The following is a 26,944-nucleotide window of genomic DNA, read 5'->3' on the forward strand; positions in this document are numbered from 1 at the left end:
GCAGGCGACATCCGATTTGAATGCCAGTCCGTCATCGCGAGCAGGCTCACTCCCACAGGGATCGAGTGACCTCAGGCCGGTTCAGCCTTCGTGGCGTAAGCCTGTTCCAGCAACAGGGTGAAGCGGTTGAACGCGTCGATGGCGCCTTTATCCAGTTCGGCTTCCTCCTGGGCACTGAGCTCCAGTCCATCGAGGGTTTTGACGAAGCTTTTCCAGCCTTCAGCACGGCCACCGGCCGGTTCGCCCAGGTGGCGGGCGCCGAACGTTTCGCTCAGGCCCAGGCCGACGGCGCGCTTGATCAGGAAGGCTGCGCCGAGCTTCGACCCTTCGGACACGAAGAGCCAGCCCAGTGCCTGGGCTTTACTCGGATGGTGCAGGGCGCCAGCGACCGGTCCCGGCACTTCGGTGTCCAGGTCCGCCAGGTCGGCCATGGCCGCTTCGGCCCGACAGCGAGCAGGCAGGTCCGGAACGATGGCGGTCAAATCGGCATCGTTGTACAGCGGCACCAGTTCGGACTGGAACAAATACTGCGCCACCACGAACCGGGCGAAGTTGGCCTGGGTTTCGAAGGGTGCGTGGGCTTTGACCAACGCATCGAGTCGGGTGTGAGGTTCGTGGGTGATCTGGTTCAGGCGTTGCGAGCGCAATACCGGACGTTGAGCCGTTTCCTGAGTGGTCATGAGAAATCCTTGAGAATAAGAAGAGCCTGGTAACGAGACGTATGAGCAGGCCCACGACAGTAAAAAATCCTCACGACGCCGCTTTTAATGAAGTGGCGTCGTGAGAAGGGCGGGATCAGATATCCCAGATCAGATTGACCGCGAAGTTGCGACCCGGTTGAGTCAGGCGATCAAGGTTGGCCGGTTGCGTCACCGAGGCTTCGCCGACGCTGTCGTAACCGCGCACGTCGTTCCATAACCAGTACTTCTTGTCGGTCAGGTTGTAGATGCCAGCGCTGACGGTCACATCGTCGGTGACTTTGTAGAAACCACTCAGGTCCAGCACGCCGAAGCCCGGGGTCTTGAACTGACTGCTGACGCCGTCCGGCGACTTGAAGTTGCTGTCGTCGACCCGATTTTTCTTTTTCACCAGCGTCCAGCTCAACAATCCGCCGTAGTTGTCCTGGTCGTAGCCGAGCCCGAATACACCGGTCAGCGGATTGACGCTGTTGAGCGGCTCGCCGGTGTCGTCGTTGCGACCGTAGGCATAAGCCACGGAACCTTGGGTGTAGAGACCTTGCGGTGCACCGAAGGCATCGAGGTTCAGGCGACCTTTGACTTCCGCGCCTTTGATGGTGGCGTGCTTGATGTTGGCGCTCTGGAAGGTCGGCTCGTCATAACCCGGCGTGATGGCATCTTCGTTGATGAAATCGCGGTACTTGTTATAGAACACCGCCACATCGAAGACGCCTTGCTCAAAGTTGCCACGCAGGCCGGTCTCGTAGCTTTTGCTCTTTTCCGGTTCCAGGTTCGGATTTGGCTCTACGCGATAACCGGCAGCGGTGTTATCGAAGCGCCCGTACAGCGCCTTCGCGGTCGGGGTGCGGAATCCTTCGGCGTATTGGCCGTACCAGGTGTACTCGTCGGTCAGGGCATAGGTCAGGCCGAACTTGGGTGACACCTTGTGCCAGGTCTTGTTCTCGTCGCTGACGGTGCCGCGACCGTCAGCCGCCACGGTGTTGAGGAATTCCCGGGTAATGTGCGGCTTGAGTTCGGTGTAGTCGTAGCGCAGGCCAGGCAGGAAGGTCCACTGGTTCCAGCTGATCTGGTCCTGGGCGAACAGGCTGTAGGTGTTGATGGTCGGGTCCGGGAAGTCGCTGGATTTTTTCAGCACGTCCGCGGCACTGGTGGCGCCGACAACCCGACAGCTACCGAAGACCGCGAGGCAGGTGCCATTGCCACTGCGTGATCCGGTGACTTTCTGTTGCTTGAGGGTGGTGCCGTAGGTCAGCAGGTGTTCAGTGTCGGCAATGCTGAATGTCTTATCCAGTTGTGCATCGAAGACCCACTGCTTTTCTTCGTAGACCGTGTCTCGGGTCCGCAGCACTTTGCGTGACATCGGGTAGTAGAACTCCTCGGTGCTCTGATCGGTCTTGGCGACCTGGTGATTCAGGCTCCACTTGACGTTGTCCACCAGCAGGCTGTCGAGGGCGAAGCTGTGTTCCAGGCCGAAGCGTTCGCGGGTGATGGTGTCGTTACCGGTGCGCCACTGGTACATGCCGCCCGGCAAGATGTTGGCCGCAATGGTCGGTCGGCCGTTCAAGAACGGGCCGCCATAAGCGCTTTTCTGGTCGGTGTCGCGGTCGTCCTTGTACTTTTCGTAGACCAGGCCCAGGCGCGCATCTTCTTTATAGTTCCAGCCGACTTTCGCCAACACGTTGCTGGCACGTACGTCTTCCGGGTTGGCGGCGGTACGCGCCAGCCCTGTGCCGTTGTTGCTGCCGTAGGATTCGGTTTCGTGGCCATCGCGCTGGCTGTAATGCAGCAAGCCATCGAACTGATCGGCGCGGCCCGCCACGGTGGCGGATTTGAGCCAGCTGTCGTCGGCGGAGCTGTAACCGGTCTTCAGCCGTGCACCGACGTCCTGGCCAGGCTTGATGATGTCGTCGGGGTCCAGGGTGAAGTAGCTGACCGCACCACCGATGGCATTGCTGCCGTAGAGCACCGAAGCCGGACCGCGGAGGATTTCGACACGCTTGACGATTTCCGGGTCGACGTAGTTGCGCTGGGTCTTGGCGTAAGGGCCGTTGAAGAAGCCGTCCGGTACTTCGACGCCATCGACCTGGGTCAGGATCCGGTCACCGTCGATGCCCCGGATGTTGTAGCCGCTGATTCCGCCACGGGTGCCGGTACCGCCCACGGCAACGCCCGGTTCGTAACGCACCAGTTCCTTGATGGTATTGACGTTGTTGCGATCCAGCTCTTCGCGCGTGTGAACGGTGACGGTGCTGGGCACGCTGTTCACGTCCTGCTCCTGGCGGGTGGCGCTGATGGTCACCTGTTGCAGGTTGAGGGTGCCGCTGTTGCCGCGCTTTTCCAGCACGATGTTGTTATTGCCCAGTTTGCGATAGCTCAGGTCGGTCCCCACCAACAGGCGATCGAGGGCTTTCTCTGGCGGCAGTGAGCCGCGTACACCCGGCGACGCCACACCTTCGGCCAGCGCTGAGGGCAAGCCAACCTGCCAGCCTGTGACAGCGGTAAACGCATTGAGCGCCGGCACCAGCGACTGTGGCGCAATGGCGAACGAATAGTCGCCCATGTTGCGGCTCGGCTGTTCGGCCGTGGCGGCCATGAGCGGTGCACTGCCGGCCATCAGAATGGCGGCGGTCAGCAGCGACAGTACGCGGGAAGGTGAAGAGGACTGGCGGGTAAGGCGAGAGGACATCGATAGCGCTCCGTGTCGCACGAATCTTTATAGGTGCTGATCGGCATCGAAGATGCGAATCAATTGCATTGGCTATAACGAGACGTACGAGGCTTGGCTATCGAGTAAAAATAATTCTCATTTAGTTCAGGATCACCAGCGCCGGGAACTCCTGGAGTTTGGCGGAGGTGATGTGGGCAAGGGAGCGGACGGCGTCCAGCGGCTGATCGAGGCGGTAATTCCCCGTCACCGTGACATTGGCCAACCGCTCGTTGTTGTTGATGATCCAGCCTGGGTAGTAGCGACGCAGTTCCGCGAGGACCTGGCTCAACGGACAGTTTTCGAACACCAGTCGGCCCTGGACCCACGCCAGTTCGGTGGCGGCATCCAGTTTGGCCGGGCGGTCGAACCCGTTGGGGCCGATGCGAATGCTTTCTCCGGCGCTCAAGCGAACGCGTTCGTCGTCGCGAGTGGCCCGCAGATCGACGTCCCCGCGTTGCACTCGAACCTGTGTCACACCATCCAGATAACGCACGGCAAATGCGGTATCCCGCACGCTCGCCGTGACCAGGCCAGCGTCGATTTCCAGCGGTTGTCCCGGATGAGGCGGCACCTCGAAATAGGCTTCGCCCTGATACAACCGCGCCACGCGTTGTTGGTCGTTGATGGTGCTGGAAAAGGCCGAGTTGGTGTTGAGCAGGACTTTCGAGCCGTCCTCCAGTTGCAGGCGCTGGCGTTCACCGACCACGGTCAGGTGATCGGCCTGCAGGCGCATCGGCAAATTGCTGAAGCTGAACAGGCCGAGGATCAGCACGGCGGCGGTGGCCAGGGGTTTGCAGTGGGGGCGCAGGCGCGAGAGTACGGTGATTTTCGTCGGGCGCGCGGCCAGGCTTTGTGCGCACTGTGTGATTTGCGGACCATTCCAGATCGCCTGGGCCCTGGCGAACGCATCGGCATGCGCCGGATCGGCCGCGAGCCATTGCTGGAACTGGCGGGTCTGTTCTTCGTTCGGGCTGTCCAGCACGATCAGCCAGTCGAGGGCCTGGTCCATCGCATCTGCAGTGTCCTGCGCCGGGGAGGGCGAAGGGAAGCGCTGGGTGTCCGTCACGGTATTTTCTCGGCAGGGGAGGAAATGCAGTTTCAAGCTTAAAGCTTCGAGCTGCGTCCTGCGACGCCCATACAGATTGTCATGATCAGTTTCAGCTCCTTTTGCACGGTGCTCAGCGATACACCGAGCTTTTCGGCGATCTCCAGATAGCTGTGACCGTGCAGGCGACTGAGGATGAAAATCTGCTGCTGGCGAGGGCTGAGTTGACTGAGGCGTACGTTCAAGCGCTCAAGCAATCGTTCGGCATGGACGGCATCTTCGGCATTGCCGGCCGGGGCGGCGACGCTTTGCACCACTTCCAGCGGGACGTCATCGACCATGGTTCGCGAGTGGATTCGCCGCGCACGCAGATGGTCCAGCGCCAGGTTGCGGGCAGTCTGGAAGACGAAGGGTTCAAGGTGATCGATGGCCCGCTCGCTGAGCGCACGGGTCACGCGCAGGTAGGTTTCCTGCAGCAGGTCTTCGGCGGTGCTGTGGTTGTTGACCATCCGCTCCAGCGTGCGCAGCAGAGTGATTCGCTGGGTGATGAAGACGTCGTTGAAGCGCGATTGACTCACGGGAGAACCTGATCCATTTCAAGCGGATGATAATGCGTATCATCCGCTTTGGTGGTCAAGCACTGATTTGTTCCGGTTTATGCGCGATTCTGCAGATAGGTCGCGTAATCCGGAATCCGGTGCCCATGCGCCTGATCCATCAGCGGGCTGCTGAGCAGATAGTCGGCGCTGCATTCGTTGCACGCCACTGGAATGTTCCAGACCGCCGCGACGCGCAACAACGCCTTGATGTCCGGGTCGTGCGGCTGTGGCTCGAACGGGTCCCAGAAGAACACCAGCATGTCGACCCGTTGTTCAGCGATTCGCGCGCCGAGCTGCTGGTCACCGCCCAGCGGACCGCTGATCATGCTCTCCACCGGCAGGTCGAGGCGTTGTTGCAGCAACAACCCCGTGGTACCGGTGGCGACCAGTTCGTGTCGGGCGAGTTTATCTTTCTGCCGCTCGGCCCAATCCAGCAAGAACACCTTGCAGTGGTCATGGGCGACCAAGGCGATACGCTTGCGCGCCGCCAGGGTCTTTTGCGTAAAGCTGATGCCAATCATCGGTTGTGGCTCCAAAAATGAGATGCACCTTGTAGGAGCGAGCCCGCTCGCGATAAACGAGAGAACAACGCGGGGCATCAGGTTCCCCGCGTTATCGTTCACGACCATCGCGAGCAGGCTCGCTCCTACAGGCAGGGGGTGCACCTTGTAGGAGCGAGCCCGCTCGCGATGAACTTGAGAACACCGCGCAGCATCAGGTTCCCCGCGTTATCGTTCACGACCATCGCGAGCAGGCTCGCTCCTACAGGCAGGGGGTGCACCTTGTAGGAGCGTGCTTGCTCGCGATGAACTTGAGAACACCGCGGAGCATCAGGTTCCCCGCGTTATCGTTCACGACCATCGCGAGCAGGCTCGCTCCTACAGGCAGGGGGCGTGCTGCTTATTCAGCGTTGCACAGCGCCAGGCAGTTATCGAGCATGCGGTTGGAGAAGCCCCATTCGTTGTCGTACCAGGCCAGCACCTTCAGCAGCTTGCCGCTGACTTTGGTGTGGTTGGCGTCGAAGATCGACGACAGCGGGTTGTGGTTGAAGTCGCTCGAGACCAGCGGCAGGGTGTTGTAGCCGAGGATTTTCGAGTGCTGACTGGCTTCCTTGAGCAGCGCGTTGACTTCATCGGCCGACGCTTCGCGCTTGAGCTGCACGGTCAGGTCGACCAGGGAGACGTTGATCACTGGCACGCGCACGGCCATGCCGGTCAGTTTGCCCGCCAGTTCCGGCAGCACCAGGCCGACCGCTTCAGCGGCGCCGGTCTTGCTCGGGATCATGTTCTGGGTGGCCGAACGGGCGCGGTAGGGGTCGGTGTGGTAGACGTCGGTCAGGTTCTGGTCGTTGGTGTAGGCGTGAATCGTGGTCATCAGACCGCTTTCGATCCCCAGTTCGCGGTGCAGCACCTGGGCCACCGGGGCCAGGCAGTTGGTGGTGCACGAAGCGTTGGAAATAATCTGGTGCGACTGGCGCAGAATGTCGTGATTGACCCCGTACACCACCGTGGCATCGGCGCCTTTGGCCGGTGCCGAGATAATCACTTTGCGCGCGCCGGCCGTAATATGCGCCGCAGCTTTGGCGCGGTCGGTGAACAGGCCGGTGCATTCAAACACCACATCAATCCGTTCCGCGGCCCAGGGCAGCTCGGCCGGGTTGCGGATGGCGCTGACCGAAATGCGGTCGCCGTTGACGGTCAGGCTTTCCTGATCGTGTTGGACATCGGCATCGAACGTGCCGTGAACAGTGTCGTACTTGAGCAAATGTGCGTTGATCGCGCTGTCGCCCAGGTCGTTGATGGCGACAATCTGCAAATCCTGTCGATAGCCTTGGGTATAGAGTGCGCGCAGGACATTACGGCCGATACGGCCAAAACCATTGATCGCGATTCGAAGAGTCATTTGTCAGCGCCGCCGTCGTTTTGTTGTTGGAATTACAAGATTATTCGCAAAAAAATAGAAAACAAGCCTTTTTAGTGGCAATATTTTGTTCAATCTACAACGAGTGACCTGAATCAACTGGTCCGATTGATCAAGAAAGCCGTCTGTCATCCCGTCAACAACGGCTCTTGTTCAGCATAGACAATCAGGTCGCCACATCCGTTAGCCTGGAGTTCTTACACATGCATCCCCGCGTCCTTGAGGTCACCGAACGGCTTATCGCCCGCAGCCGCGCCACGCGTGAGGCTTACCTTGCACTGATTCGCGGTGCGGCCAGCGACGGTCCGATGCGCGGCAAGCTGCAATGCGCCAACTTCGCCCACGGCGTGGCCGGTTGCGGCAGCGACGACAAGAACAGTTTGCGGATGATGAACTCCGCCAACATTGCGATTGTTTCGTCATATAACGACATGCTCTCGGCGCATCAGCCGTACGAAGTCTTCCCGGAGCTGATCAAAAAAGCCCTGCGCGAAATCGGCTCCGTCGGTCAGTTCGCCGGCGGCACCCCGGCCATGTGCGATGGCGTGACCCAGGGCGAGCCTGGGATGGAACTGAGCCTGCCGAGTCGCGAAGTGATCGCGCTGTCTACGGCCGTGGCGTTATCCCACAACATGTTCGACGGCGCGCTGATGCTCGGCATCTGCGACAAGATCGTGCCGGGCCTGATGATGGGCGCGTTGCGTTTCGGGCATCTGCCGATGATCTTCGTCCCGGGCGGGCCGATGGTGTCGGGCATTTCCAACAAGCAAAAAGCCGATGTGCGCCAGCGCTACGCCGAAGGCAAGGCCAGCCGCGAAGAGTTGCTGGAATCGGAAATGAATTCCTACCACAGCCCCGGCACCTGCACTTTCTACGGCACCGCCAACACCAACCAGTTGCTGATGGAAGTCATGGGCCTGCACTTGCCAGGCGCTTCCTTCGTCAATCCGAACACGCCGTTGCGCGATGCCCTGACCCGCGAAGCGGCGCATCAGGTGACACGCATTACCAAGCAGAACGGCAACTACCTGCCGATCGGCGAAATCGTCGACGAGCGTTCGCTGGTCAATTCCATCGTCGCCCTGCACGCCACTGGCGGCTCGACCAACCACACCTTGCACATGCCAGCCATCGCCATGGCGGCAGGCATTCAGTTGACCTGGCAGGACATGGCCGACCTCTCCGAGGTGGTGCCGACCCTGAGCCACGTCTACCCGAACGGTAAAGCCGACATCAACCACTTCCAGGCGGCGGGCGGCATGTCGTTCCTGATCCGCGAACTGCTGGAAGCCGGGTTGCTCCACGAAAACGTCAACACCGTGCTGGGCCACGGCCTGAGCCGTTACACCCAGGAGCCGTTCCTCGATAACGGCGAGCTGGTCTGGCGCGAAGGCATTACCGAAAGCCTCGACGAAAGCATCCTGCGGCCGGTGGCTCGTGCGTTCTCGCCAGAGGGCGGCCTGCGGGTGATGGAAGGCAACCTCGGTCGTGGCGTGATGAAAGTCTCGGCCGTCGCGCTGGAGAACCAGATCGTCGAAGCACCGGCCATGGTGTTCCAGGATCAGCAAGACCTGGCCGATGCGTTCAAGGCCGGTTTGCTGGAGAAGGATTTCGTTGCGGTGATGCGCTTCCAGGGCCCGCGCTCCAACGGCATGCCGGAACTGCACAAGATGACGCCGTTCCTTGGCGTGCTGCAGGATCGCGGTTTCAAAGTCGCACTGGTGACCGACGGGCGCATGTCCGGCGCGTCGGGGAAAATTCCGGCGGCCATTCACGTCAGTCCCGAAGCGTACGTGGGCGGAGCTTTGGCGCGGGTACAAGAGGGCGATATCATCCGCGTCGATGGCGTCAAAGGCACCCTGGAGCTTAAGGTGGACGCCGAAGAATTCGCAGCGCGCACCCCGGCCAAGGGCCTGTTGGGCAACAACATCGGTACCGGGCGCGAACTGTTTGGTTTCATGCGCATGGCCTTCAGCTCGGCGGAGCAGGGCGCCAGCGCCTTTACTTCTGCCCTGGAGACGCTTAATTGAAACTGGCTTTGGTCGGTGACATCGGTGGGACCAACGCACGTTTCGCGTTGTGGAAAAACCAGCAACTGGAATCGGTCCAGGTGCTGGCGACGGCAGACCACGCCAGCCCCGAAGAGGCGATCAGCCTCTACCTGAGCGGGCTCGGCCTGGCGCCGGGGGCGATCGGTTCGGTGTGCCTGTCGGTGGCGGGCCCCGTGAGCGGCGACGAATTCAAGTTCACCAACAATCACTGGCGCCTGAGCCGCAAGGGGTTCTGTCAGGCGTTGCAGGTGGATCAGCTGTTGCTGGTCAACGACTTCTCGGCCATGGCCCTGGGCATGACCCGTTTGCAACCGGGCGAATTCCGTGTGGTTTGCGAAGGTACGCCGGAGCCGTTGCGGCCTGCGGTGGTTATCGGCCCGGGCACCGGTCTGGGCGTCGGTACGTTGCTGGATCTGGGTGAGGGCCGTTTCGCGGCCTTGCCGGGAGAGGGCGGTCACGTCGATTTGCCCCTGAGCAGCCCGCGAGAAACCCAACTGTGGCAACACCTCTATAACGAGATTGGCCACGTCAGCGCCGAAACGGCGTTGAGCGGCGGTGGTTTGCCACGGGTGTATCGGGCGATTTGCGCGGTGGACGGTCATGAACCGGTACTCGACACCCCGGAGGCGATTACCGCTGCCGGGTTGGCGGGCGATCCGATTGCCCTGGAAGTGCTTGAGCAGTTCTGCTGCTGGCTCGGTCGCGTGGCCGGCAACAACGTGCTGACCACGGGCGCGCGCGGTGGCGTGTACATCGTTGGCGGGGTGATCCCGCGCTTCGCCGATTTCTTCCTCGAAAGCGGTTTCGCCCGATGCTTTGCCGACAAGGGCTGCATGAGCGATTACTTCAAGGGGATTCCGGTGTGGTTGGTGACGGCACCGTATTCCGGGTTGGTGGGGGCGGGAGTGGCACTCGACCAGGCTTGAGACCGCGTCGCCTTCATCGCTGGCAAGCCAGCTCCCACAGGATCACCGGCATTTTCAGAATGTGTACATAACCCTGTGGGAGCGGGCTTGCCCGCGATAGGGCCAGAACAGGCAACAAATATTCGAAGGTCATCAGGCATAATCCGCCCAATTCAAACAACAAGGACGCCGCCCCGTGAGCTCAGTCAACAAGTCGATTTTGTTGGTCGATGATGATCAAGAGATACGCGAGTTGCTGGACACCTACCTGACCCGCGCCGGTTTCCAGGTCCGTACCACGCCCGACGGCGCCGGTTTTCGCCAGGCCTTGAACGATGAGCCCAGCGATCTGGTGATCCTCGACGTGATGCTGCCGGACGAGGACGGTTTCAGTCTGTGCCGCTGGATCCGCCAGCACCCGCGACGGGCCCAGGTGCCGATCATCATGCTCACCGCCAGTTCCGACGAAGCCGACCGTGTCATCGGCCTGGAACTGGGGGCGGACGACTACCTTGGCAAACCCTTCAGCCCCCGTGAGCTACAGGCGCGGATCAAGGCCTTGTTGCGTCGCGCGCAGTTCGGTCAGGAGCGTTCCGGCAGTGAAGTGCTGGCCTTCGATGACTGGCGCCTGGACATGGTCAGCCATCGGTTGTTTCACATCGATGGCGAAGAAGTGATTCTCTCGGGCGCCGATTTCGCCTTGCTCAAGCTGTTCCTTGATCACCCGCAGGAAATCCTCGACCGCGACACTATCGGCAATGCCACCCGTGGCCGTGAGTTGATGCCGCTCGACCGCATCGTCGACATGGCGGTCAGTCGTCTGCGCCAACGCCTGCGCGACACCGAAAAACCGCCGCGCCTGATCCGTACCGTGCGTGGCAGTGGCTACCAACTGGCAGCCAATGTGGTTGCCAGCAATGGTCACTGATTTTTTTCGCTCGCTCGTGGCGAAAGTGCCGGTGCCGCGCTCGCTGCTCGGGCGCATGTTGCTGCTGACCTTGCTCGCGGTGCTGTTCGCGCAGACGCTGTCCAGCGTGATCTGGGTCTCGCAACTGCGCGCCACCCAGCTGGAAGGCCTGGTCACCAGCGCCCGCAGCCTTGCCCATTCCATGACCGCCAGTGTCAGTTATTTCCGCTCCTTGCCGGTGGCGTTCCGGCCGCTGGTGCTCGACCAGTTGCGCAGCATGGGCGGCACCCGGTTCGTGGTGACGCTCAACGATAGACCGTTGGGGATGGAAGTGTTGCCGGTTACCCCGCGCAAGGCGGCGGTGATCAAAGCGGTGGACGAAGTGCTGCGTCAGTCGCTGGGCCAGGACACGGACATTTCGGTGACCTTCGTCAGCCCTGAAGACCTGCGGATTTTCAATGCCGGCCTGAAGCTCGATGAACTGCCACGCTCCTGGGCCCATTACGCGCTGACCCTGGAACCGGTGAATCCGCCGGTGCTGGTCACCCAGATCCAGATGGCGCCAGGCGAATGGCTGTATATCGCCTCGCTTCTGCCCGAGCCCTACACCAGCCTTGAAGAACAGGGCCTGCCAGCGCAACAGATGTGGTTCATCGCCCTCACCAGCGGCTTTCTGTTGTTGTTCATCGGCCTGTTGGTGCATTGGCAGAGCCGGCCGCTCAAGCGTCTGGCGCGGGCGGCGCGGGATCTGTCCCTGGGCGCTGACGTCGAGCCTGTGGCCGAGGGCGGTGGCAGCGAAGTGGTGGAGGTCGGTCGCGCCTTCAACACCATGCGCGAGCGCATCAGTCGCTACCTGACTGAACGCAGTCAGTTGTTCAGCGCGATATCCCATGACCTGCGTACACCGATTACCCGCTTGCGCCTGCGGGTCGAATTGCTCGAAGACGAAAAACTGCAAGCCAAGTTCGGCCGCGATCTGGATGAGCTGGAATTGCTGGTCAAGGGCGCGCTGCAATGCGTGAAGGACACCGACATCCACGAAAATATCGAGCAGGTCGATCTCAATCACGTGCTCGATTGTCTGGTGGAGCCGTACCTGGCGCCGAACGGCAATGGCCGCGTGACGCAGCAGGGGCGGGCACTGGCGGCGTATCCGGGCAAACCGCTGGCGCTCAAGCGCTGCATCGGCAACCTGATCGACAACGCCTTGAAGTACGGACAGAAGGCCCATCTGCACATCGATGATGACGACAGTGCGTTCGTGCTGCATGTCGACGACGAAGGGCCGGGGGTTCCGGAGCAACGGCTGGAACAGGTGTTCGAACCGCACTTCCGCCTGGCCGGGCAGCAGCAGGGGTATGGGTTGGGGCTGGGAATCGCGCGCAACATTGCCCACAGCCATGGCGGTGAAGTCAGCCTGCAAAACCTGCGTGAAGGTGGCTTGCGGGTGACCCTTCAGTTACCCCGCTCGCTGGATTGACACGGACCTTGTGGCGAGGGGGCTATTGTCACGGCTTGGTGACATAACTCGCCCCCTTCGTTACAAGCCTGCCACCGCCCGTTGTTTAGACTGCCCTGCAGTCATAACAACAAAAAAGGTCCTCCATGCACAGCTTCCAACCAGGCTTCAGCAGTTGGCTGAACGCGCCTGCCCACCAGCAATGGCTAGCCACCGAAGGCCTGCGTCTGTTGGCGTTTGCCAAGGCTTCGAAGCTTCCCGAAGGCTTCGGTAACCTCGATGAAAAAGGCCACCTGGCGGCCAACGCGCAAGCCAAAACCATGAACACCGCCCGCATGACCCACAGCTTCGCCATGGCCCATATCCAGGGCTTGCCGGGGTTCGCCGAGTTGGTGGATCACGGCATCAACGCCCTGCGCGGACCGTTGCGTGATGCCGTTCATGGAGGGTGGTTCGCCGTCGCGGAACACCGTGACGGCAACACCGGCAAAAACGCCTACCTGCATGCCTTCGTCGCACTGGCTGCCAGTTCTGCTCTGGTCGCGCAACGTCCCGGCGCACAAGCCTTGCTCGATGAGGCCATCGACATCATCGACACGTATTTCTGGAGCGAGGAGGAAGGCGCGATGCGCGAATCCTTCAACCGTGACTGGCGTGAGGAGGAGGCGTATCGCGGCGCCAACAGCAACATGCACGCCACCGAAGCCTTCCTCGCCCTGGCCGATGTCACCGACGACAACCGCTGGCTGTGCCGTGCCCAGCGCATCGTCGAGCGGGTCATCCATGGCCATGCGGCTGCCAATGATTACCTGGTGGTCGAGCATTTCGACCGCGACTGGCAGCCGTTGCGCGACTACAACCACGACAACCCGGCCGACGGATTCCGTCCCTACGGCACCACGCCGGGCCACGGTTTCGAATGGGCGCGGTTGCTGCTGCACCTCGAGGCGGCGCGGGTACGGGCCGGGATGCTCACGCCGGGATGGCTGGCCACCGATGCGGAAAAACTCTTCGAACACAACTGCCGCCACGGCTGGGACATCGATGGCGCGCCCGGCATCGTCTACACCCTCGACTGGGACAATCGCGCGGTGGTGCGCCATCGCCTGCACTGGACCCATTGCGAGGCCAGCGCCGCTGCCAGTGCGCTGCTCAAACGCACGGGCGATGAGCAATACGAGCACTGGTACCGACTATTCTGGGAATTCTGTGACAGTCATTTCATTGACCGTTGCGATGGCAGCTGGCACCACGAGCTCGACCCGCTGAACCGCCCGAGTGCCGATATCTGGGCCGGCAAACCCGACCTTTACCACGCCTGGCAAGCGGTGCTGATTCCACGCCTGCCCCTCGCCCCGAGCATGGCCAGTGCGCTGGCAAAGCTGTCCCAGAGCGGTTCTATGTAACCATGCGGTGACATTCGCGCGTCCCTTCGTTACCTGCGAAGGGGCATCCCCTGTTTAAAATCCTATGCAGCGCAAGCACCAGACTTGCATGCATAACAACAAGAAAGGTACTCCTAGATGAATGCGATTTCTCGCCTCGCTACTGTCATTTCTCTCGCCTCAATACTCCCTGTTGCTGCATTCCCCATCAGTGCCCTTGCCGCCGATTCCAAAGGAACTGTGGAAGTTGTTCACTGGTGGACGTCGGGTGGTGAAAAAGCAGCGGTCGATGTCCTCAAGGCACAAGTCGAAAAAGACGGCTTCACCTGGAAGGACGGCGCAGTCGCCGGTGGTGGCGGTGCCACGGCCATGACCGTACTGAAAAGTCGCGCAGTGGCCGGTAATCCGCCAGGCGTCGCTCAGATCAAGGGGCCGGACATCCAGGAGTGGGCCTCGACCGGCCTGCTGGACACCGACGTCCTCAAAGACGTTGCCAAAGAAGAGAAGTGGGACAGCCTGCTCGACAAGAAAGTCTCCGATACCGTGAAGTACGACGGTGATTACGTGGCCGTGCCGGTGAACATCCACCGTGTGAACTGGCTGTGGATCAACCCGGAAGTCTTCAAGAAAGCCGGTATCACCAAGAATCCAACCACCCTCGAAGAATTCTACGCCGCTGGCGACAAGCTCAAGGCTGCCGGTTTCATTCCGCTGGCCCATGGCGGCCAGCCTTGGCAGGACAGCACCGTGTTCGAAGCCGTCGTGCTGTCGGTCATGGGGGTCGATGGCTACAAGAAAGCCCTGGTTGATCTCGACAACGCCACGCTGACCGGTCCGGAAATGGTCAAGGCGCTGACCGAGCTGAAGAAAGTCGCGACCTACATGGACGCCGACGGCAAAGGCCAGGACTGGAACCTGGAAGCCGCCAAGGTCATCAACGGCAAGGCCGGCATGCAGATCATGGGTGACTGGGCCAAGTCCGAGTGGACCGCCGCCAAGAAAGTCGCGGGCAAGGACTACGAGTGCGTAGCGTTCCCGGGCACCGACAAGGCGTTCACCTACAACATCGACTCCCTGGCGGTGTTCAAGCAGAAAGACAAGGGCACTGCTGCCGGTCAGCAGGACATCGCCAAAGTCGTGCTGGGTGAAAACTTCCAGAAAGTCTTCAGCATCAACAAGGGCTCGATCCCGGTGCGCAACGACATGCTGGCCGATATGGGCAAGTTCGGTTTCGACTCGTGCGCCCAGACCGCGGCCAAGGACTTCCTGGCTGACGCCAAGTCCGGCGGCCTGCAGCCGAGCATGGCGCACAACATGGCGACCACGCTGGCGGTACAGGGCGCGTTCTTCGACGTAGTGACCAACTACATCAACGACCCGAAAGCCGACCCGGCCGACACGGCCAAGAAGCTGGGCGCAGCGATCAAGTCGTCCAAGTAATGCTTGGCCCCTGTAGGCGCGAGCCTGCTCGCGATGGCGGACTGTCAGCCACCTGATGTGAGAACTGACACAACGCAATCGCCAGCAGGCTGGCTCCCACAGGGAACGCACTTGTAATCCTAATTCTCTATTCTGGATTTCCCCATGAGTTCTGTTGCTGTGTTCAGCAAGGCCTCGCCGTTCGATGCATTGCAGCGCTGGCTCCCAAAACTGGTGCTGGCGCCGAGCATGTTCATCGTTCTGGTGGGCTTCTATGGCTACATCCTGTGGACGTTCGTTCTGTCGTTCACCACCTCGACCTTCCTGCCGAACTACAAGTGGGCGGGCCTGGCGCAATACGCACGGTTGTTCGACAACGACCGCTGGTGGGTGGCGAGCAAGAACCTGGCGCTGTTCGGCGGCATGTTCATCGGCATCACGCTGGTGATCGGCGTGATGCTGGCGGTGTTTCTCGATCAGCGCATTCGTCGTGAAGGCTTCATTCGCACCATTTACCTGTACCCGATGGCGCTCTCGATGATCGTCACCGGTACTGCATGGAAATGGCTGCTCAACCCGGGCATGGGCCTGGACAAACTGTTGCGTGACTGGGGCTGGGAAGGCTTCCGCCTGGACTGGCTGATTGACCCGGATCGCGTGGTCTATTGCCTGGTGATCGCCGCTGTGTGGCAGGCCTCGGGCTTCATCATGGCGATGTTCCTTGCCGGCCTGCGTGGCGTCGATCAATCGATCATCCGTGCCGCGCAGATCGATGGCGCGAGCATGCCGCGCATCTACTGGAAAGTGGTGCTGCCAAGCCTGCGTCCGGTGTTCTTCAGTGCGGTGATGATTCTGGCGCACATCGCGATCAAGAGTTTCGACCTGGTGGCGGCGATGACAGCCGGCGGCCCGGGTTACTCCTCGGATCTGCCTGCGATGTTCATGTATTCCTTCACCTTCAGTCGCGGCCAGATGGGCATGGGCTCGGCCAGTGCGATTCTGATGCTCGGTGCGATTCTCGCGATCATCGTGCCTTACCTGTACTCCGAGCTGAGGACCAAGCGTCATGACTAGTCTCGCTGCCAAACCTGCCATCAGCCTGAGTCGCATCGCGATCTATGCGGTGCTGATCCTCGCCGTGATGCTTTACCTGATTCCGCTGGTGGTCATGCTGTTGACCAGCTTCAAGACCCCCGAAGACATCAGCACCGGCAACCTGCTGAGCTGGCCGACCGTGGTCAGCGGCATTGGCTGGGTCAAGGCCTGGGCCACGGTTGACGGTTACTTCTGGAACTCGATCAAGATCACCGTTCCTGCGGTAGTTATCTCCACGGCCATCGGTGCCTTGAACGGCTACGTGCTGTCGATGTGGCGTTTTCGCGGTTCGCAGTTGTTCTTCGGTCTGCTGTTGTTCGGCTGCTTCCTGCCGTTCCAGACCGTCCTGCTGCCGGCCTCGTTCACCCTCGGCAAGATGGGCCTGGCGAGCACCACCACGGGCCTGGTGTTCGTGCACGTGGTCTACGGCCTGGCGTTCACCACGCTGTTCTTCCGTAACTACTACATCAGCATTCCCGATGCGCTGGTCAAAGCCGCGCGCCTCGACGGTGCGGGTTTCTTCACCATCTTCCGCCGGATCATCCTGCCGATGTCGACGCCGATCATCATGGTCTGCCTGATCTGGCAGTTCACTCAGATCTGGAACGACTTCCTGTTCGGGGTGGTGTTCTCCAGCGGTGATTCGCAACCGATCACGGTGGCGTTGAACAACTTGGTCAACACCAGTACCGGGGCCAAGGAATACAACGTTGATATGGCGGCGGCGATGATCGCCGGTTTGCCGACCCTGCTGGTCTATGTGGTCGCAGGCAAGTATTTCGTGCGCGGGCTGACAGCCGGCGCAGTCAAGGGGTAATCATGGCAACGCTCGAACTTCGCAACGTAAACAAGACCTATGGCGCCGGCCTGCCGGACACCCTGAAGAACATCGAACTGTCGATCAAGGACGGTGAGTTCCTGATCCTCGTCGGCCCCTCGGGCTGCGGCAAGTCGACTCTGATGAACTGCATCGCCGGCCTCGAGACCATCACGGGCGGCGCGATCATGATCGGTGACCAGGACGTCAGCGGCATGAGCCCCAAGGATCGTGACATCGCCATGGTGTTCCAGTCCTATGCGCTGTACCCGACCATGAGCGTGCGCGAGAACATCGAGTTCGGACTGAAAATCCGCAAGATGAGCCAGTCGGCCATCGATGAGGAAGTCGCTCGCGTCGCCAAGCTGTTGCAGATCGAACACCTGCTCAATCGCAAGCCAGGCCAGCTCTCCGGTGGCCAGCAACAGCGCGTGGCGATGGGCCGCGCCCTGGCACGTCGGCCAAAGATCTATCTGTTCGACGAACCGCTGTCCAACCTCGACGCCAAGCTGCGGGTCGAGATGCGCACCGAAATGAAACTGATGCACCAGCGCCTGAAGACCACCACTGTCTACGTGACCCACGACCAGATCGAAGCGATGACCCTGGGCGACAAAGTGGCGGTGATGAAGGACGGGATCATTCAGCAGTTCGGCACGCCGAAAGACATCTACAACGATCCGGCCAACCTGTTCGTGGCGAGCTTCATCGGTTCGCCGCCGATGAACTTCATCCCCCTGCGCCTGCAACGCAAGGACGGTCGTCTGCTGGCGTTGCTCGACAGCGGCCAGGCCCGTTGCGAGTTGCCGCTGGGCATGCAGGACGCCGGTCTCGAGGATCGCGAAGTGATCCTCGGCATGCGCCCGGAGCAGATCGTTCTGGCGAATGGCGAAACCAATGGTTTGCCGAGCATTCGTGCCGAAGTCCAGGTCACTGAACCGACCGGTCCCGACACCCTGGTCTTCGTCAACCTCAACGACACCAAGGTCTGCTGCCGCCTGGCGCCGGACGTCGCCCCGGCCGTGGGCGAGAGCCTGACCCTGCAATTCGATCCGGCCAAAGTGCTGCTGTTCGATGCCAAGACCGGGGAGCGTTTGGGGGTGGCCGGTCTGCCGAAAGCCGAAGCGCACGCTGCCAACGTCGCGCAATTCAAGGGCCGCTGAACAACAAAACTGTAGGAGCGAGCCTGCTCGCGATGGACGTCAACGATGACACTGGAAACCTGACACCCCACGGTGTTCTCAGGTTTCTCGCGAGCAAGCTCGCTCCTACAGGGGGGAATCCGTGATGCGCGGCCTGTCGTGCATCGCAACCGCTGTAACCGCGTTAGAAAAAGAAAAGTTAATAACAATAAAACGAGGATGTAGGGATGAAGACGAGAAACACGGCCCGGTTGATCTGCCAGGTCTCAGCAGCGGCGGCACTGGTTCTGGCCGGTAATGCGATGGCCGATGAAGCGTTCAGCTCCGACTCCAAGTGGATGACGGGCGATTGGGGTGGCGAGCGTACCAGGCTGATCGAGCAAGGCATCGACATCAAGATGGACTACGTCGGGGAAGTCGGCGGTAACCTGCACGGCGGCTTCAATGACGACAAGACCGCACGCTACAGCGACCAGTTCGGCCTGGGTGCGGCGCTGGACTTGCAAAAACTGCTGGGCTGGGACAACACCCAGGCCAAGATCCAGCTCACCAACCGTAACGGTGAGAACATTTCCAATGACCGTATCGGTGACCCGCGTGCCGGCACCTTGAGTTCCTCCCAGGAAGTCTACGGTCGTGGCCATATGGTCCGCCTGACCCAGTTGTGGATTCAGCATCAATTCTTCGACAACAAGCTGGACGTCAAGGCCGGTTACTTCGGTGAAGGCGAAGACTTCAACACCTTCCCGTGCGAATTCCAGAACCTGGCGTTCTGCGGCTCCCAGGTGGGTAACTGGGCGACCAACATCTGGTACAACTGGCCGGTCAGCCAAGCGGCGATCCGCGTGAAGTACAACATCAATGACGAGCTCTACGCTCAGATTGGCGCGTACAACCAGAACCCGTCACAGCTGGAGCACGGTAACGGCTTCAAGCTCAGCGGCAGCGGTACGGCGGGCACCGTGTTGCCGGTCGAACTGGTCTGGTCGCCGAAGGTCAACAGCCTGCCTGGCGAATACCGTGTCGGTTACTACAAAAGTACCGCCCCGGCCGACGACGTGCTCGAGGACGACAACGGCCAGAACGCCGCGACCAGCGGCAACCCTTACCGCGTCCACGATAGCAAGCACGGCTACTGGTTCGTCGCGCAACAGCAACTCACCAGCCACAATGGCGATGCTTCTCGCGGTCTGAACATCGCCGCCAACGCCACTTTCCACGACAAGGACACCAACTTCATCGACAACTACCAGTCGCTGATGTTTGTGTACAAGGGCCCGTTCGACGCGCGTCCGAAGGATGACGTGGGCATCGGTTTCGCCCGTATCCATGTCAACGATGACGTGAAGAAAAACGCTGAACTGGTCAATGCTTCCAATGGCGTTTCGGACTACGACAATCCGGTGTTCTCGCCGATTCGTGAAACCGAATACAACTACGAGGTCAACTACGGTTTCCACGTGACCAACTGGCTGACCGTGCGTCCCAACCTGCAATACATCACTCACCCTGGCGGTGTGGATGAAGTCGACAACGCATTGGTCGCCGGCCTGAAAATTCAGTCGGTGTTCTAACGCGGTTGCGATAAGCTCCTCTCTATGTGCGCATTTTTGCGGACAGCCATGGCTGTCCGCTTTTTTTTGTGCGGCCCTGTGGCGAGGGGGGCAAGCTCCCTCGCCACAGATAATTTCAGTGACTGTTAGTACACCCATGTTTTTCAGGACCGTGGCCCATGCTTGAGCATCCGCTACAACGCTTCTTCAAATCCTTGCGCGAACGACCGGTGTTTGCATGGGAGCGCTATCAGAAGCGCGACGTGTTGGTGATCGATCACCCGTTGTGTCAGGCGGTGTTCAGTCGCCAAGGCGCGCAATTGCTGCACTTTCAGCCCAAGGGGCAGAAGCCGTGGCTTTGGTGTGCGGCGAAGTGGCCGCAAGTCGGTGCCATCCGTGGTGGCGTGCCGGTGTGCTGGCCGTGGTATGGCCGTCATCCCAGTGAAAATGCCTGGCCGTCCCATGGCTGGGCGCGGCTGATCGACTGGAAGTTGATCGACAGCAGCAGTGATGATGACGGCGTGCGTTTGCACTGGCAGCTGGAACTGTGCGACTGGCAAGTGGACCTGCATGCACACTTGGGCGAATGCATGGATCTGCGCCTGAGTACCGAGCATCAGGACGACATGCCGTGCCAGTTGAGTCAGGCTTTGCACGCTTACTGGCGTATTGGTGACGTCGGTGAGGTAGCGCTGTCTGGGCTCGAAGGTGCGCAAGGTTACGACCAGTTGAACCGTCAGGTTTGCCAGCAGGAAGGCGAGTTGCGCGTCGATGGCGGTTGTCAGCGGGTGTTCCAGCATGACGGCGAACTGCAGCTCAACGACCATGCCTGGCAACGGGCGTTGTGCATCGATACCGGCGACACGGCCGACACGGTGGTCTGGCATCCGGGCTCACGGCCGTTGCTGGGGGTGAGCTGGAACGAGATATCCGAGTTCGTTTGCGTAGAAGCCGCAAGCGGCGGGACTGACAGCCTGTGCCTGAAACCGGGGGAGCGGGCGCATTTGAGTCTGCAGGCGCGGGTGGGGGCTTAGATTTGTGCTGTTGCTGCTGGCCCCATCGCTGGCAAGCCAGCTCCCACAGTGTCCGCGCCGAACCTGAAATTCGCGAACGCCAATGAAACCTGTGGGAGCTGGCTTGCCAGCGATGAGGCAGGACCGTTCAGCGCAGATTTCGGATCAATTAAACTCGTCGCCCACTGGATACCGGCTGGCATTCAGGCTCTCTTTGATCTTGCGCAGATGCGGCTGGAAATCCACGCCCCGGCGCAGGGTCATGCCGGTGGCGAGCACGTCCAGCACGGTGAGCTGAATGATCCGCGAAGTCATCGGCATGTAGATGTCGGTGTCTTCGGGCAGCGGAATGTTCAGGCTCAAGGTACTGGCCTTGGCCAGCGGCGAGTTCTCGGCGGTCAAGCCCAGTACCGATGCGCCGTTTTCACGGGCGATGCGTGCCACTTCCACCAGTTCGCGGGTGCGTCCGGTGTAGGAAATGATCACGAACAACTCGCCGGTGTGCGCCACCGAAGCAATCATGCGCTGCATCAGCACGTCGGCATGGGCGGTCACGGCCAGGTTGAAACGGAAGAACTTGTGCTGCGCATCCAGGGCCACGGGAGCCGAGGCGCCGAGGCCGAAGAAGTGGATCTGCCGGGCCTGGATCAGCAGGTCGACGGCGCGGCTGATCAGGTTCGGATCGAGGGCCTGGCAAGCGCTGTCGAGGGAGGCGATGGCGCTGCCGAAAATTTTCTGGGTGTAGGCTTCCGGATTGTCGTCGGCCTCCACCGCACGGCTGACGTACGCCGCGCCGCTGGCCAGGCTTTGGGCCAGTTGCAGCTTGAGCTCGGGGTAGCCGCTGACGCCGAATGAACGGCAGAACCGGTTGACCGTCGGTTCGCTGACCGAGGCGGCCTGGGCGAGGGCGGCGATGCTGAAGCGAGTGGCCTGCTGTGGGTTGAGCAGGATCACCTCGGCGACTTTGCGTTCGGCCTTGTTGAGCTCTTCAAGGCGATTCTGGATCTGTTCCAGTAAATTTCGCACGCGGTCCATATGAGTTTCCTTGATTCACCGGCGCCGATAAGCGCGCGGCTAATGCAAAAAGGGCCTTTGGTGTGGCCCATAACGGTGGCCTATCCTACTGATGGCTCTGACCGACCACCACTCGGAATCTGTATTTTGCGAAAATGTTGTGGTTATTACTACATTTTCCCTTGAGTGATGCCTTGAAAAAAGGTATTTGTAGCTTAACTTGATAAAAGAACAAACATCATGCCTTCGATTACGGTTGAACCGTGCACCTTCGCCTTGTTTGGCGCCCTTGGCGACCTGGCCTTGCGCAAACTGTTTCCAGCCCTTTATCAACTCGACGGTGCGGGCCTCCTGCACGAGGACACGCGGATCATCGCGCTGGCCCGTGAGCCGGGCGATGAAAAGCAGCATCTGGCGTTCATCACCGCCGAACTGCGCCGCTACGTCGGTGCCAAAGAGTTGGACGAAGCCGTGGTCGAACGCTTCCTGGCCCGCCTGAGCTATCTGCACGTCGATTTCCTCAAGTCCGAAGACTATGTGGCCCTGGCTGAAATGGCCGGTAGCGCGCAGCGGGTCATTGCCTATTTCGCCACGCCGGCAGCGGTGTATGGCGCGATCTGCGAAAACCTGGCAAAGGTCGGCCTGGCGGAAAACACCCGCGTGGTGCTGGAAAAACCTATCGGTTCGGACCTGGAATCCTCGCGCAAGGTCAACGATGCCGTGGCGCAGTTTTTCCCGGAAAACCGCACGTATCGCATCGACCACTACCTGGGCAAGGAAACTGTCCAGAACCTGATCGCCCTGCGTTTCGCCAACAGCCTGTTCGAAACCCAGTGGAACCAGAACTACATCTCTCACGTGGAAATCACTGTGGCCGAGAAGGTCGGGATCGAAGGCCGCTGGGGTTACTTCGACAAGGCCGGTCAGCTGCGGGACATGATCCAGAATCACCTGCTGCAACTGCTCTGCCTGATCGCCATGGACCCGCCGGCCGACCTGTCCGCCGACAGCATCCGCGACGAGAAAGTCAAAGTCCTCAAGGCGCTGGCGCCGATCAGTCCGGAAGGCCTGACCACTCAAGTGGTGCGCGGCCAATACATTGCCGGCTACAGCGAAGGCAAACCGGTACCGGGTTACCTGGAAGAACCGAATTCCAACACCCAGAGCGACACCGAAACCTTCGTCGCCTTGCGTGCCGACATCCGCAACTGGCGCTGGGCCGGCGTGCCGTTCTACCTGCGTACCGGCAAGCGCATGCCGCAAAAGCTCTCGCAGATTGTCATCCACTTCAAGGAACCGTCGCATTACATCTTCGCTCCCGAGCAGCGCCTGCAAATCAGCAACAAACTGATTATCCGCCTGCAGCCGGACGAAGGCATTTCCTTGCGTGTGATGACCAAAGAACAAGGCCTGGACAAGGGCATGCAGTTGCGCAGCGGTCCGTTGCAGCTGAATTTTTCCGACACCTGGCGCAGCGCACGGATTCCCGATGCCTACGAACGGTTGTTGCTGGAAGTGATGCGCGGCAATCAGAACCTGTTTGTCCGTAAAGATGAAATCGAAGCCGCGTGGAAGTGGTGTGACCAGTTGATCGCCGGATGGAAAAAATCCGGTGATGCGCCCAAGCCGTACGCGGCCGGGTCCTGGGGGCCGATGAGCTCCATTGCTCTGATCACGCGGGACGGGAGGTCGTGGTATGGCGATATCTGATTTGAAACTGCCTCAGGGCGTCAGCGCCCGTGAGTTCAAGAACCCGGTGCAATTGGCCGAAGGCCTGGCGATGGGCGTGGGCAAGCAATTGCGCGAGGCGATCGACACCCAGGGCACCGCAACGCTGGTGGTGTCCGGTGGTCGCAGCCCGGTGGCCTTTTTTCAGCACCTGGCCAAGCAGCCACTGGACTGGTCGAACGTGGTGGTCAGCCTGGCTGATGAGCGTTGGGTCCCGGTCGAGCACGCCGACAGCAATGCCGGCCTGCTGAAGAAGTATCTGCTGCAAGGCCCGGCGGCCAAGGCGCAGTTCCTGAGTCTGTACAGCGCCACCGCCAACCTTGAACAAGCCGCCGAGAACGCTGACCGTTTGCTCTCCGAGCTGCCGGTGATTGACGTGCTGGTGCTGGGCATGGGCGACGACGGTCACACCGCATCCCTGTTCCCCAATAGTCCGAACCTCGCCGATGCCTTGAAAGCCGATGGCACGCGTCGTTGCTACCCGATGCTGGCGCCGACCGTGCCGCATCAGCGCCTGACCATGAGTCGCGCGCTGCTGGCTTCGGCCAAACATAAAGTGCTGTCGATTTCCGGTCAGTCCAAGTTGACCACCCTGAACACCGCATTGGCCGGCGACGATGTCGCCGAATTGCCGATTCGCGCATTTTTGCAACCCACGTTAGAGATTTACTGGTGCCCATGAGCCAAGGAACTGCCGCTATGAAAAACCCATCCCCGACCGTTTCCATGGCGGACAAAGTTGCCCTGATCGACGACCTCTGCGCCAGGGCGCGGATTCTGCCGGTGATCACCATCGCTCGTGAGCAGGACGTTCTGCCGCTGGCCGATGCGCTCGCCGCTGGCGGCCTGACTGCGCTGGAAGTGACCCTGCGTTCGCAGTTCGGCCTCAAGGCCATTCAGATCCTGCGTGAGCAGCGTCCGGAGCTGGTGACCGGTGCCGGCACCGTGCTCGATCGCCACATGCTGGCGGCCGCGGAAGCTGCCGGTTCGCAGTTCATCGTGACGCCGGGCATTACCCGTGACCTGCTGGAAGCCAGCGTCGCCAGCCCGATCCCGCTGTTGCCGGGCATCAGCAATGCGTCGGGCATCATGGAGGGCTACGGTCTGGGCTATCGCCGCTTCAAGCTGTTCCCGGCGGAAGTCAGCGGCGGCGTCGCGGCCATCAAGGCCCTGGGCGGCCCGTTCGGCGAAGTGAAATTCTGCCCGACCGGCGGTGTCGGTCCGGCCAACATCAAAAGCTACATGGCGCTGAAAAACGTCATGTGCGTGGGCGGTAGCTGGATGCTTGATCCGGAGTGGATCAAGAACGGCGACTGGGCCCGCATTCAGGAATGCACCGCCGAAGCTCTGGCGCTGCTGGACTGATCCGCTTCACCTGACACCTCGTTGTGTGTTCTACGGCTTTTCGGTGCGCTTGGTCGGCGCACCGTTTTTTTTGCCCGCAAAAAAACAGGCGGGAGCGAGCCCGTTCGCTCCCACAGGGACATCATGCGATACATAGTTACCGCGTGACGCGTTTTGGCCAGTGCTAGCCTGCGTTCTTCTTATGGAAGAGAGAACGTCATGGACGACAACACCTCAGCAACACCCGTTTACCTGCTTTCACCGGAACAGATAGCCGGTCCCTATTTCCGCAACCCGAAACTGATCAGACGCAATATCAGCGAAGGCGCCGACGGCATCCCGTTGGTGTTGCGGCTGGCCATAGTCGACGCCATGACCGGCCAGCCCGTTCCCGATGCGCTGGTGGATATCTGGCACTGCAATGCGCGCGGGGCATACTCCGGCTGGAGCAAGGTCAATCCGGATGTGGAAGTCGATGCCGGAGACATCGGCTCGGTCCCGCGAACCGACGACGACACTTACCTGCGCGGCGGGCAATTCACCGACAAGAAAGGCATCGCCCGGTTCACCACGATCTGTCCGGGGTTTTATGCCGGGCGTGCCTTGCATATCCACGTCGCCGTTCGCATCACCAGCGGTAACAACTATCTGCAGGAGCGACACGTCGCCTGGGTCGGTCAGTTGTACTTCCCCGAGGTCGCCGCGCGCTCGGTGCTCAATGCCCGGGAGTACAGCGGTCGCGCCATCCCTGCATTGAGTAACGATCAAGACTTTTTCTACCAGAGCATGGGCGGCGAAGCCTCGACCCTGAACGTTCACACCCTCGGTCGAGACTCGAATGAAGACGGCTTTTTCGGGCAGGTGACCATCGGCATCGACACCTTTGCAGTGTCATCCCAGATCAAGCCCGAGGACTTCGACAAGTACACGGTGTGAGTCAACTCAGTTCGGTCAGCGCCGTGATCAGTTGTGCCATGTCGGCAGCGGTGGTGGTCAGTCCCGGCGTAATGCGAATGCAGGGACCGCAGGCCGCACCGCTGCGCACCACGGTGAACAGGTTGTAGTCGTTGAGCAGCCGCTCGACCATCGACTGCTGATCGTTGTGTGCGGTGAAACGCATCGAGGTGATGCCGCAATACAGCCTTGGGTCATCCGGTGTCAGCACTTCAATGCCCGGCAGCTCACGTGCCGCTCGAACCCACAGGTTACGCAGGTAGTTGAGCCGTGCACCCTTGGCGGCGGCGCCGCCCATGGCCCAATGTTCCTCCAGCACCAGCACCAGCGGCAGGGTCAGCAACGCCGGGATGTTCGGGGTGCTGTAGGGCGTGCGGGCGCGAATGTCGGTTATCGGGAAATGCATCTCGCCCATGTCCGGGTCGATATCGCCCAGGCGTTCAGGGGCAATGTAGAGGAAGCCCAGGGTCAGCGGCGCGCCGATCCACTTGTGCAGGTTATAGGCCGCGAAGGCGATGCCCAGCTCCTCAAGATCGAACGCCAACTGGCCCAATGCATGGGCCCCATCGAGAATCACGTCGATCCCGTGTTCCCTGGCTGCGGCGGCAATCGCCTGTACCGGCATCACCAGCCCCGTGCGATGGGTGACGTGGGTCAGGGCCATCAGCTTGAGCCGTGGATAACGCTCGAAAGCTTCGCGATAGGTGGTCAGCAAACTGTCGAAACTGGCGGGATGCCGATGTTCGATCTCGATCACTTCGACGCCACGGTGACGGGCCAGCCAGCGCATGGCGCCCTTGACCGTGTCGTATTCCAGATCGCATACCAGCACCTGGTCGCCCGGCTGCAAGCGGTTGTAGTTGCGGATCAGTGACTGCAAGCCGTCCGAGGCGTTGCGTGTAAGCGCGACAGCTTCGGCGGGCACATCAATCAGCCCGGCCACCCGCGCACGGATCTTCAGGCCGTCGCTCGTCTCGAAGCGCTGGCGTACGTAGACCGAGTTACTGCGGTTGATCAGCTCGATGTTGTGCTGATACTCCTCGATCACCGTGCGCGACATGCGTCCGAAGTAACCGTTTTCCAGGTTGATCGGGCCGGGCTGGACATCGTAGCGGTCGGCAAACGTCCGCCAGAAGGATTCATCACGGGCGCGGCGGGTGTTATCGGGCATGGGCAACTCGATGAGTGG

The 26,944-nt window shown here is 60.8% G+C and carries 23 protein-coding genes; 15 read left to right on the plus strand and 8 right to left on the minus strand.

Annotation, left to right across the window (positions count from 1 at the left end; translation table 11 throughout):
• Positions 1–71: 71 nt before the first annotated feature.
• The 6 genes from ACX3YF_RS13830 to gap form a co-directional block, all read right to left on the minus strand.
• Positions 72–680: a biliverdin-producing heme oxygenase gene (locus ACX3YF_RS13830; protein ID WP_196587013.1), complete on the minus strand. Its 609-nt coding sequence runs from the start codon at positions 678–680 to the stop codon at positions 72–74.
• Positions 681–795: 115 nt separating this feature from the next.
• Positions 796–3,384, minus strand: coding sequence for a TonB-dependent receptor (locus tag ACX3YF_RS13835; protein WP_458973828.1), 2,589 nt, complete (start codon positions 3,382–3,384; stop codon positions 796–798).
• Positions 3,385–3,505: 121 nt separating this feature from the next.
• Positions 3,506–4,471 carry a FecR family protein gene (locus tag ACX3YF_RS13840; protein WP_458973829.1) on the minus strand — a complete coding sequence of 322 codons (966 nt, stop codon included), beginning with the start codon at positions 4,469–4,471 and terminating at the stop codon, positions 3,506–3,508.
• A 38-nt stretch (positions 4,472–4,509) separates the two neighbouring features.
• The gene (locus tag ACX3YF_RS13845) at positions 4,510–5,028 is read right to left on the minus strand and encodes an RNA polymerase sigma factor (protein ID WP_047532469.1); all 519 of its coding nucleotides are present in this window, start codon (positions 5,026–5,028) and stop codon (positions 4,510–4,512) included.
• A 77-nt stretch (positions 5,029–5,105) separates the two neighbouring features.
• Positions 5,106–5,570 carry a methylglyoxal synthase gene (locus ACX3YF_RS13850; RefSeq protein ID WP_130211548.1) on the minus strand — a complete coding sequence of 155 codons (465 nt, stop codon included), beginning with the start codon at positions 5,568–5,570 and terminating at the stop codon, positions 5,106–5,108.
• Positions 5,571–5,949: 379 nt separating this feature from the next.
• Positions 5,950–6,951, minus strand: a complete 1,002-nt coding sequence (gene gap / locus ACX3YF_RS13855) for a type I glyceraldehyde-3-phosphate dehydrogenase (protein ID WP_130210043.1) — start codon at positions 6,949–6,951, stop codon at positions 5,950–5,952.
• A gap of 221 nt (positions 6,952–7,172) precedes the next feature.
• Here gap and edd point away from each other — a divergent pair, with 221 nt between their 5' ends.
• From edd to ACX3YF_RS13910, 11 genes are all read left to right on the plus strand, one after another.
• Positions 7,173–8,999, plus strand: a complete 1,827-nt coding sequence (gene edd, locus ACX3YF_RS13860; RefSeq protein ID WP_103406743.1) for a phosphogluconate dehydratase — start codon at positions 7,173–7,175, stop codon at positions 8,997–8,999.
• Complete coding sequence (locus ACX3YF_RS13865; protein ID WP_458973830.1) at positions 8,996–9,946, plus strand: glucokinase; 951 nt, start codon at positions 8,996–8,998, stop codon at positions 9,944–9,946. The genes edd and ACX3YF_RS13865 overlap by 4 nt, the downstream gene beginning before the upstream one ends.
• A gap of 175 nt (positions 9,947–10,121) precedes the next feature.
• Positions 10,122–10,853, plus strand: coding sequence for a response regulator (locus tag ACX3YF_RS13870; RefSeq protein WP_034149176.1), 732 nt, complete (start codon positions 10,122–10,124; stop codon positions 10,851–10,853).
• Entirely contained in the window at positions 10,843–12,312 is a 1,470-nt protein-coding gene (locus ACX3YF_RS13875) for an ATP-binding protein (protein WP_103406744.1), read from the plus strand. The genes ACX3YF_RS13870 and ACX3YF_RS13875 overlap by 11 nt, the downstream gene beginning before the upstream one ends.
• A 125-nt stretch (positions 12,313–12,437) precedes the next feature.
• On the plus strand, positions 12,438–13,697 hold the full coding sequence (locus ACX3YF_RS13880) for a D-mannose isomerase (protein WP_458973831.1): 1,260 nt from the start codon (positions 12,438–12,440) through the stop codon (positions 13,695–13,697).
• 117 nt (positions 13,698–13,814) lie between these two features.
• Complete coding sequence (locus ACX3YF_RS13885; RefSeq protein WP_130210049.1) at positions 13,815–15,116, plus strand: ABC transporter substrate-binding protein; 1,302 nt, start codon at positions 13,815–13,817, stop codon at positions 15,114–15,116.
• A gap of 144 nt (positions 15,117–15,260) precedes the next feature.
• Complete coding sequence (locus ACX3YF_RS13890) at positions 15,261–16,169, plus strand: carbohydrate ABC transporter permease (protein WP_090324730.1); 909 nt, start codon at positions 15,261–15,263, stop codon at positions 16,167–16,169.
• Positions 16,162–17,007 carry a carbohydrate ABC transporter permease gene (locus tag ACX3YF_RS13895; protein ID WP_458973832.1) on the plus strand — a complete coding sequence of 282 codons (846 nt, stop codon included), beginning with the start codon at positions 16,162–16,164 and terminating at the stop codon, positions 17,005–17,007. The genes ACX3YF_RS13890 and ACX3YF_RS13895 overlap by 8 nt, the downstream gene beginning before the upstream one ends.
• A 2-nt stretch (positions 17,008–17,009) precedes the next feature.
• Entirely contained in the window at positions 17,010–18,170 is a 1,161-nt protein-coding gene (locus tag ACX3YF_RS13900; RefSeq protein ID WP_458973833.1) for an ABC transporter ATP-binding protein, read from the plus strand.
• Between the two features lie 206 nt (positions 18,171–18,376).
• Complete coding sequence (locus ACX3YF_RS13905; protein ID WP_458973834.1) at positions 18,377–19,723, plus strand: carbohydrate porin; 1,347 nt, start codon at positions 18,377–18,379, stop codon at positions 19,721–19,723.
• 158 nt (positions 19,724–19,881) lie between these two features.
• Positions 19,882–20,736: a D-hexose-6-phosphate mutarotase gene (locus tag ACX3YF_RS13910; protein ID WP_458959430.1), complete on the plus strand. Its 855-nt coding sequence runs from the start codon at positions 19,882–19,884 to the stop codon at positions 20,734–20,736.
• Between the two features lie 144 nt (positions 20,737–20,880).
• Here the strand turns inward: ACX3YF_RS13910 and ACX3YF_RS13915 are convergent, their stop codons facing one another.
• On the minus strand, positions 20,881–21,741 hold the full coding sequence (locus tag ACX3YF_RS13915; protein WP_170948639.1) for a MurR/RpiR family transcriptional regulator: 861 nt from the start codon (positions 21,739–21,741) through the stop codon (positions 20,881–20,883).
• A 228-nt stretch (positions 21,742–21,969) separates the two neighbouring features.
• Between ACX3YF_RS13915 and zwf the strand changes: the two genes are divergently transcribed.
• From zwf to ACX3YF_RS13935, 4 genes are all read left to right on the plus strand, one after another.
• Positions 21,970–23,439: a glucose-6-phosphate dehydrogenase gene (zwf, locus tag ACX3YF_RS13920; protein ID WP_130210059.1), complete on the plus strand. Its 1,470-nt coding sequence runs from the start codon at positions 21,970–21,972 to the stop codon at positions 23,437–23,439.
• Positions 23,426–24,139: a 6-phosphogluconolactonase gene (gene pgl, locus ACX3YF_RS13925; RefSeq protein ID WP_458973835.1), complete on the plus strand. Its 714-nt coding sequence runs from the start codon at positions 23,426–23,428 to the stop codon at positions 24,137–24,139. The genes zwf and pgl overlap by 14 nt, the downstream gene beginning before the upstream one ends.
• A 17-nt stretch (positions 24,140–24,156) precedes the next feature.
• Positions 24,157–24,822, plus strand: coding sequence for a bifunctional 4-hydroxy-2-oxoglutarate aldolase/2-dehydro-3-deoxy-phosphogluconate aldolase (locus ACX3YF_RS13930; protein ID WP_090464570.1), 666 nt, complete (start codon positions 24,157–24,159; stop codon positions 24,820–24,822).
• A gap of 198 nt (positions 24,823–25,020) precedes the next feature.
• A complete protein-coding gene (locus tag ACX3YF_RS13935; RefSeq protein ID WP_458973836.1) occupies positions 25,021–25,737 on the plus strand; it encodes an intradiol ring-cleavage dioxygenase in 717 nt (238 codons plus the stop codon).
• A 1-nt stretch (position 25,738) separates the two neighbouring features.
• On the opposite strand, the gene ACX3YF_RS13940 is transcribed toward ACX3YF_RS13935, so the two are convergent.
• Complete coding sequence (locus ACX3YF_RS13940; RefSeq protein WP_458973837.1) at positions 25,739–26,926, minus strand: aminotransferase class V-fold PLP-dependent enzyme; 1,188 nt, start codon at positions 26,924–26,926, stop codon at positions 25,739–25,741.
• Positions 26,927–26,944 lie beyond the last annotated feature (18 nt).

This window comes from Pseudomonas fluorescens group sp. PF-69, assembly GCF_054481235.1.

Excerpts from the sequence above, each read along its gene's own strand:
- ACX3YF_RS13830 (WP_196587013.1), bottom strand. The coding sequence starts at position 680 with ATGACCACTCAGGAAACGGCTCAACGTCCGGTATTGCGCTCGCAACGC.
- ACX3YF_RS13835 (WP_458973828.1), bottom strand. The coding sequence starts at position 3,384 with ATGTCCTCTCGCCTTACCCGCCAGTCCTCTTCACCTTCCCGCGTACTG.
- ACX3YF_RS13850 (WP_130211548.1), bottom strand. The coding sequence starts at position 5,570 with ATGATTGGCATCAGCTTTACGCAAAAGACCCTGGCGGCGCGCAAGCGT.
- gap (WP_130210043.1), bottom strand. The coding sequence starts at position 6,951 with ATGACTCTTCGAATCGCGATCAATGGTTTTGGCCGTATCGGCCGTAAT.
- edd (WP_103406743.1), top strand. The coding sequence starts at position 7,173 with ATGCATCCCCGCGTCCTTGAGGTCACCGAACGGCTTATCGCCCGCAGC.
- ACX3YF_RS13875 (WP_103406744.1), top strand. The coding sequence starts at position 10,843 with ATGGTCACTGATTTTTTTCGCTCGCTCGTGGCGAAAGTGCCGGTGCCG.
- ACX3YF_RS13880 (WP_458973831.1), top strand. The coding sequence starts at position 12,438 with ATGCACAGCTTCCAACCAGGCTTCAGCAGTTGGCTGAACGCGCCTGCC.
- ACX3YF_RS13885 (WP_130210049.1), top strand. The coding sequence starts at position 13,815 with ATGAATGCGATTTCTCGCCTCGCTACTGTCATTTCTCTCGCCTCAATA.
- ACX3YF_RS13890 (WP_090324730.1), top strand. The coding sequence starts at position 15,261 with ATGAGTTCTGTTGCTGTGTTCAGCAAGGCCTCGCCGTTCGATGCATTG.
- ACX3YF_RS13895 (WP_458973832.1), top strand. The coding sequence starts at position 16,162 with ATGACTAGTCTCGCTGCCAAACCTGCCATCAGCCTGAGTCGCATCGCG.
- ACX3YF_RS13900 (WP_458973833.1), top strand. The coding sequence starts at position 17,010 with ATGGCAACGCTCGAACTTCGCAACGTAAACAAGACCTATGGCGCCGGC.
- ACX3YF_RS13905 (WP_458973834.1), top strand. The coding sequence starts at position 18,377 with ATGAAGACGAGAAACACGGCCCGGTTGATCTGCCAGGTCTCAGCAGCG.
- ACX3YF_RS13910 (WP_458959430.1), top strand. The coding sequence starts at position 19,882 with ATGCTTGAGCATCCGCTACAACGCTTCTTCAAATCCTTGCGCGAACGA.
- zwf (WP_130210059.1), top strand. The coding sequence starts at position 21,970 with ATGCCTTCGATTACGGTTGAACCGTGCACCTTCGCCTTGTTTGGCGCC.
- pgl (WP_458973835.1), top strand. The coding sequence starts at position 23,426 with ATGGCGATATCTGATTTGAAACTGCCTCAGGGCGTCAGCGCCCGTGAG.
- ACX3YF_RS13930 (WP_090464570.1), top strand. The coding sequence starts at position 24,157 with ATGAAAAACCCATCCCCGACCGTTTCCATGGCGGACAAAGTTGCCCTG.
- ACX3YF_RS13935 (WP_458973836.1), top strand. The coding sequence starts at position 25,021 with ATGGACGACAACACCTCAGCAACACCCGTTTACCTGCTTTCACCGGAA.
- ACX3YF_RS13940 (WP_458973837.1), bottom strand. The coding sequence starts at position 26,926 with ATGCCCGATAACACCCGCCGCGCCCGTGATGAATCCTTCTGGCGGACG.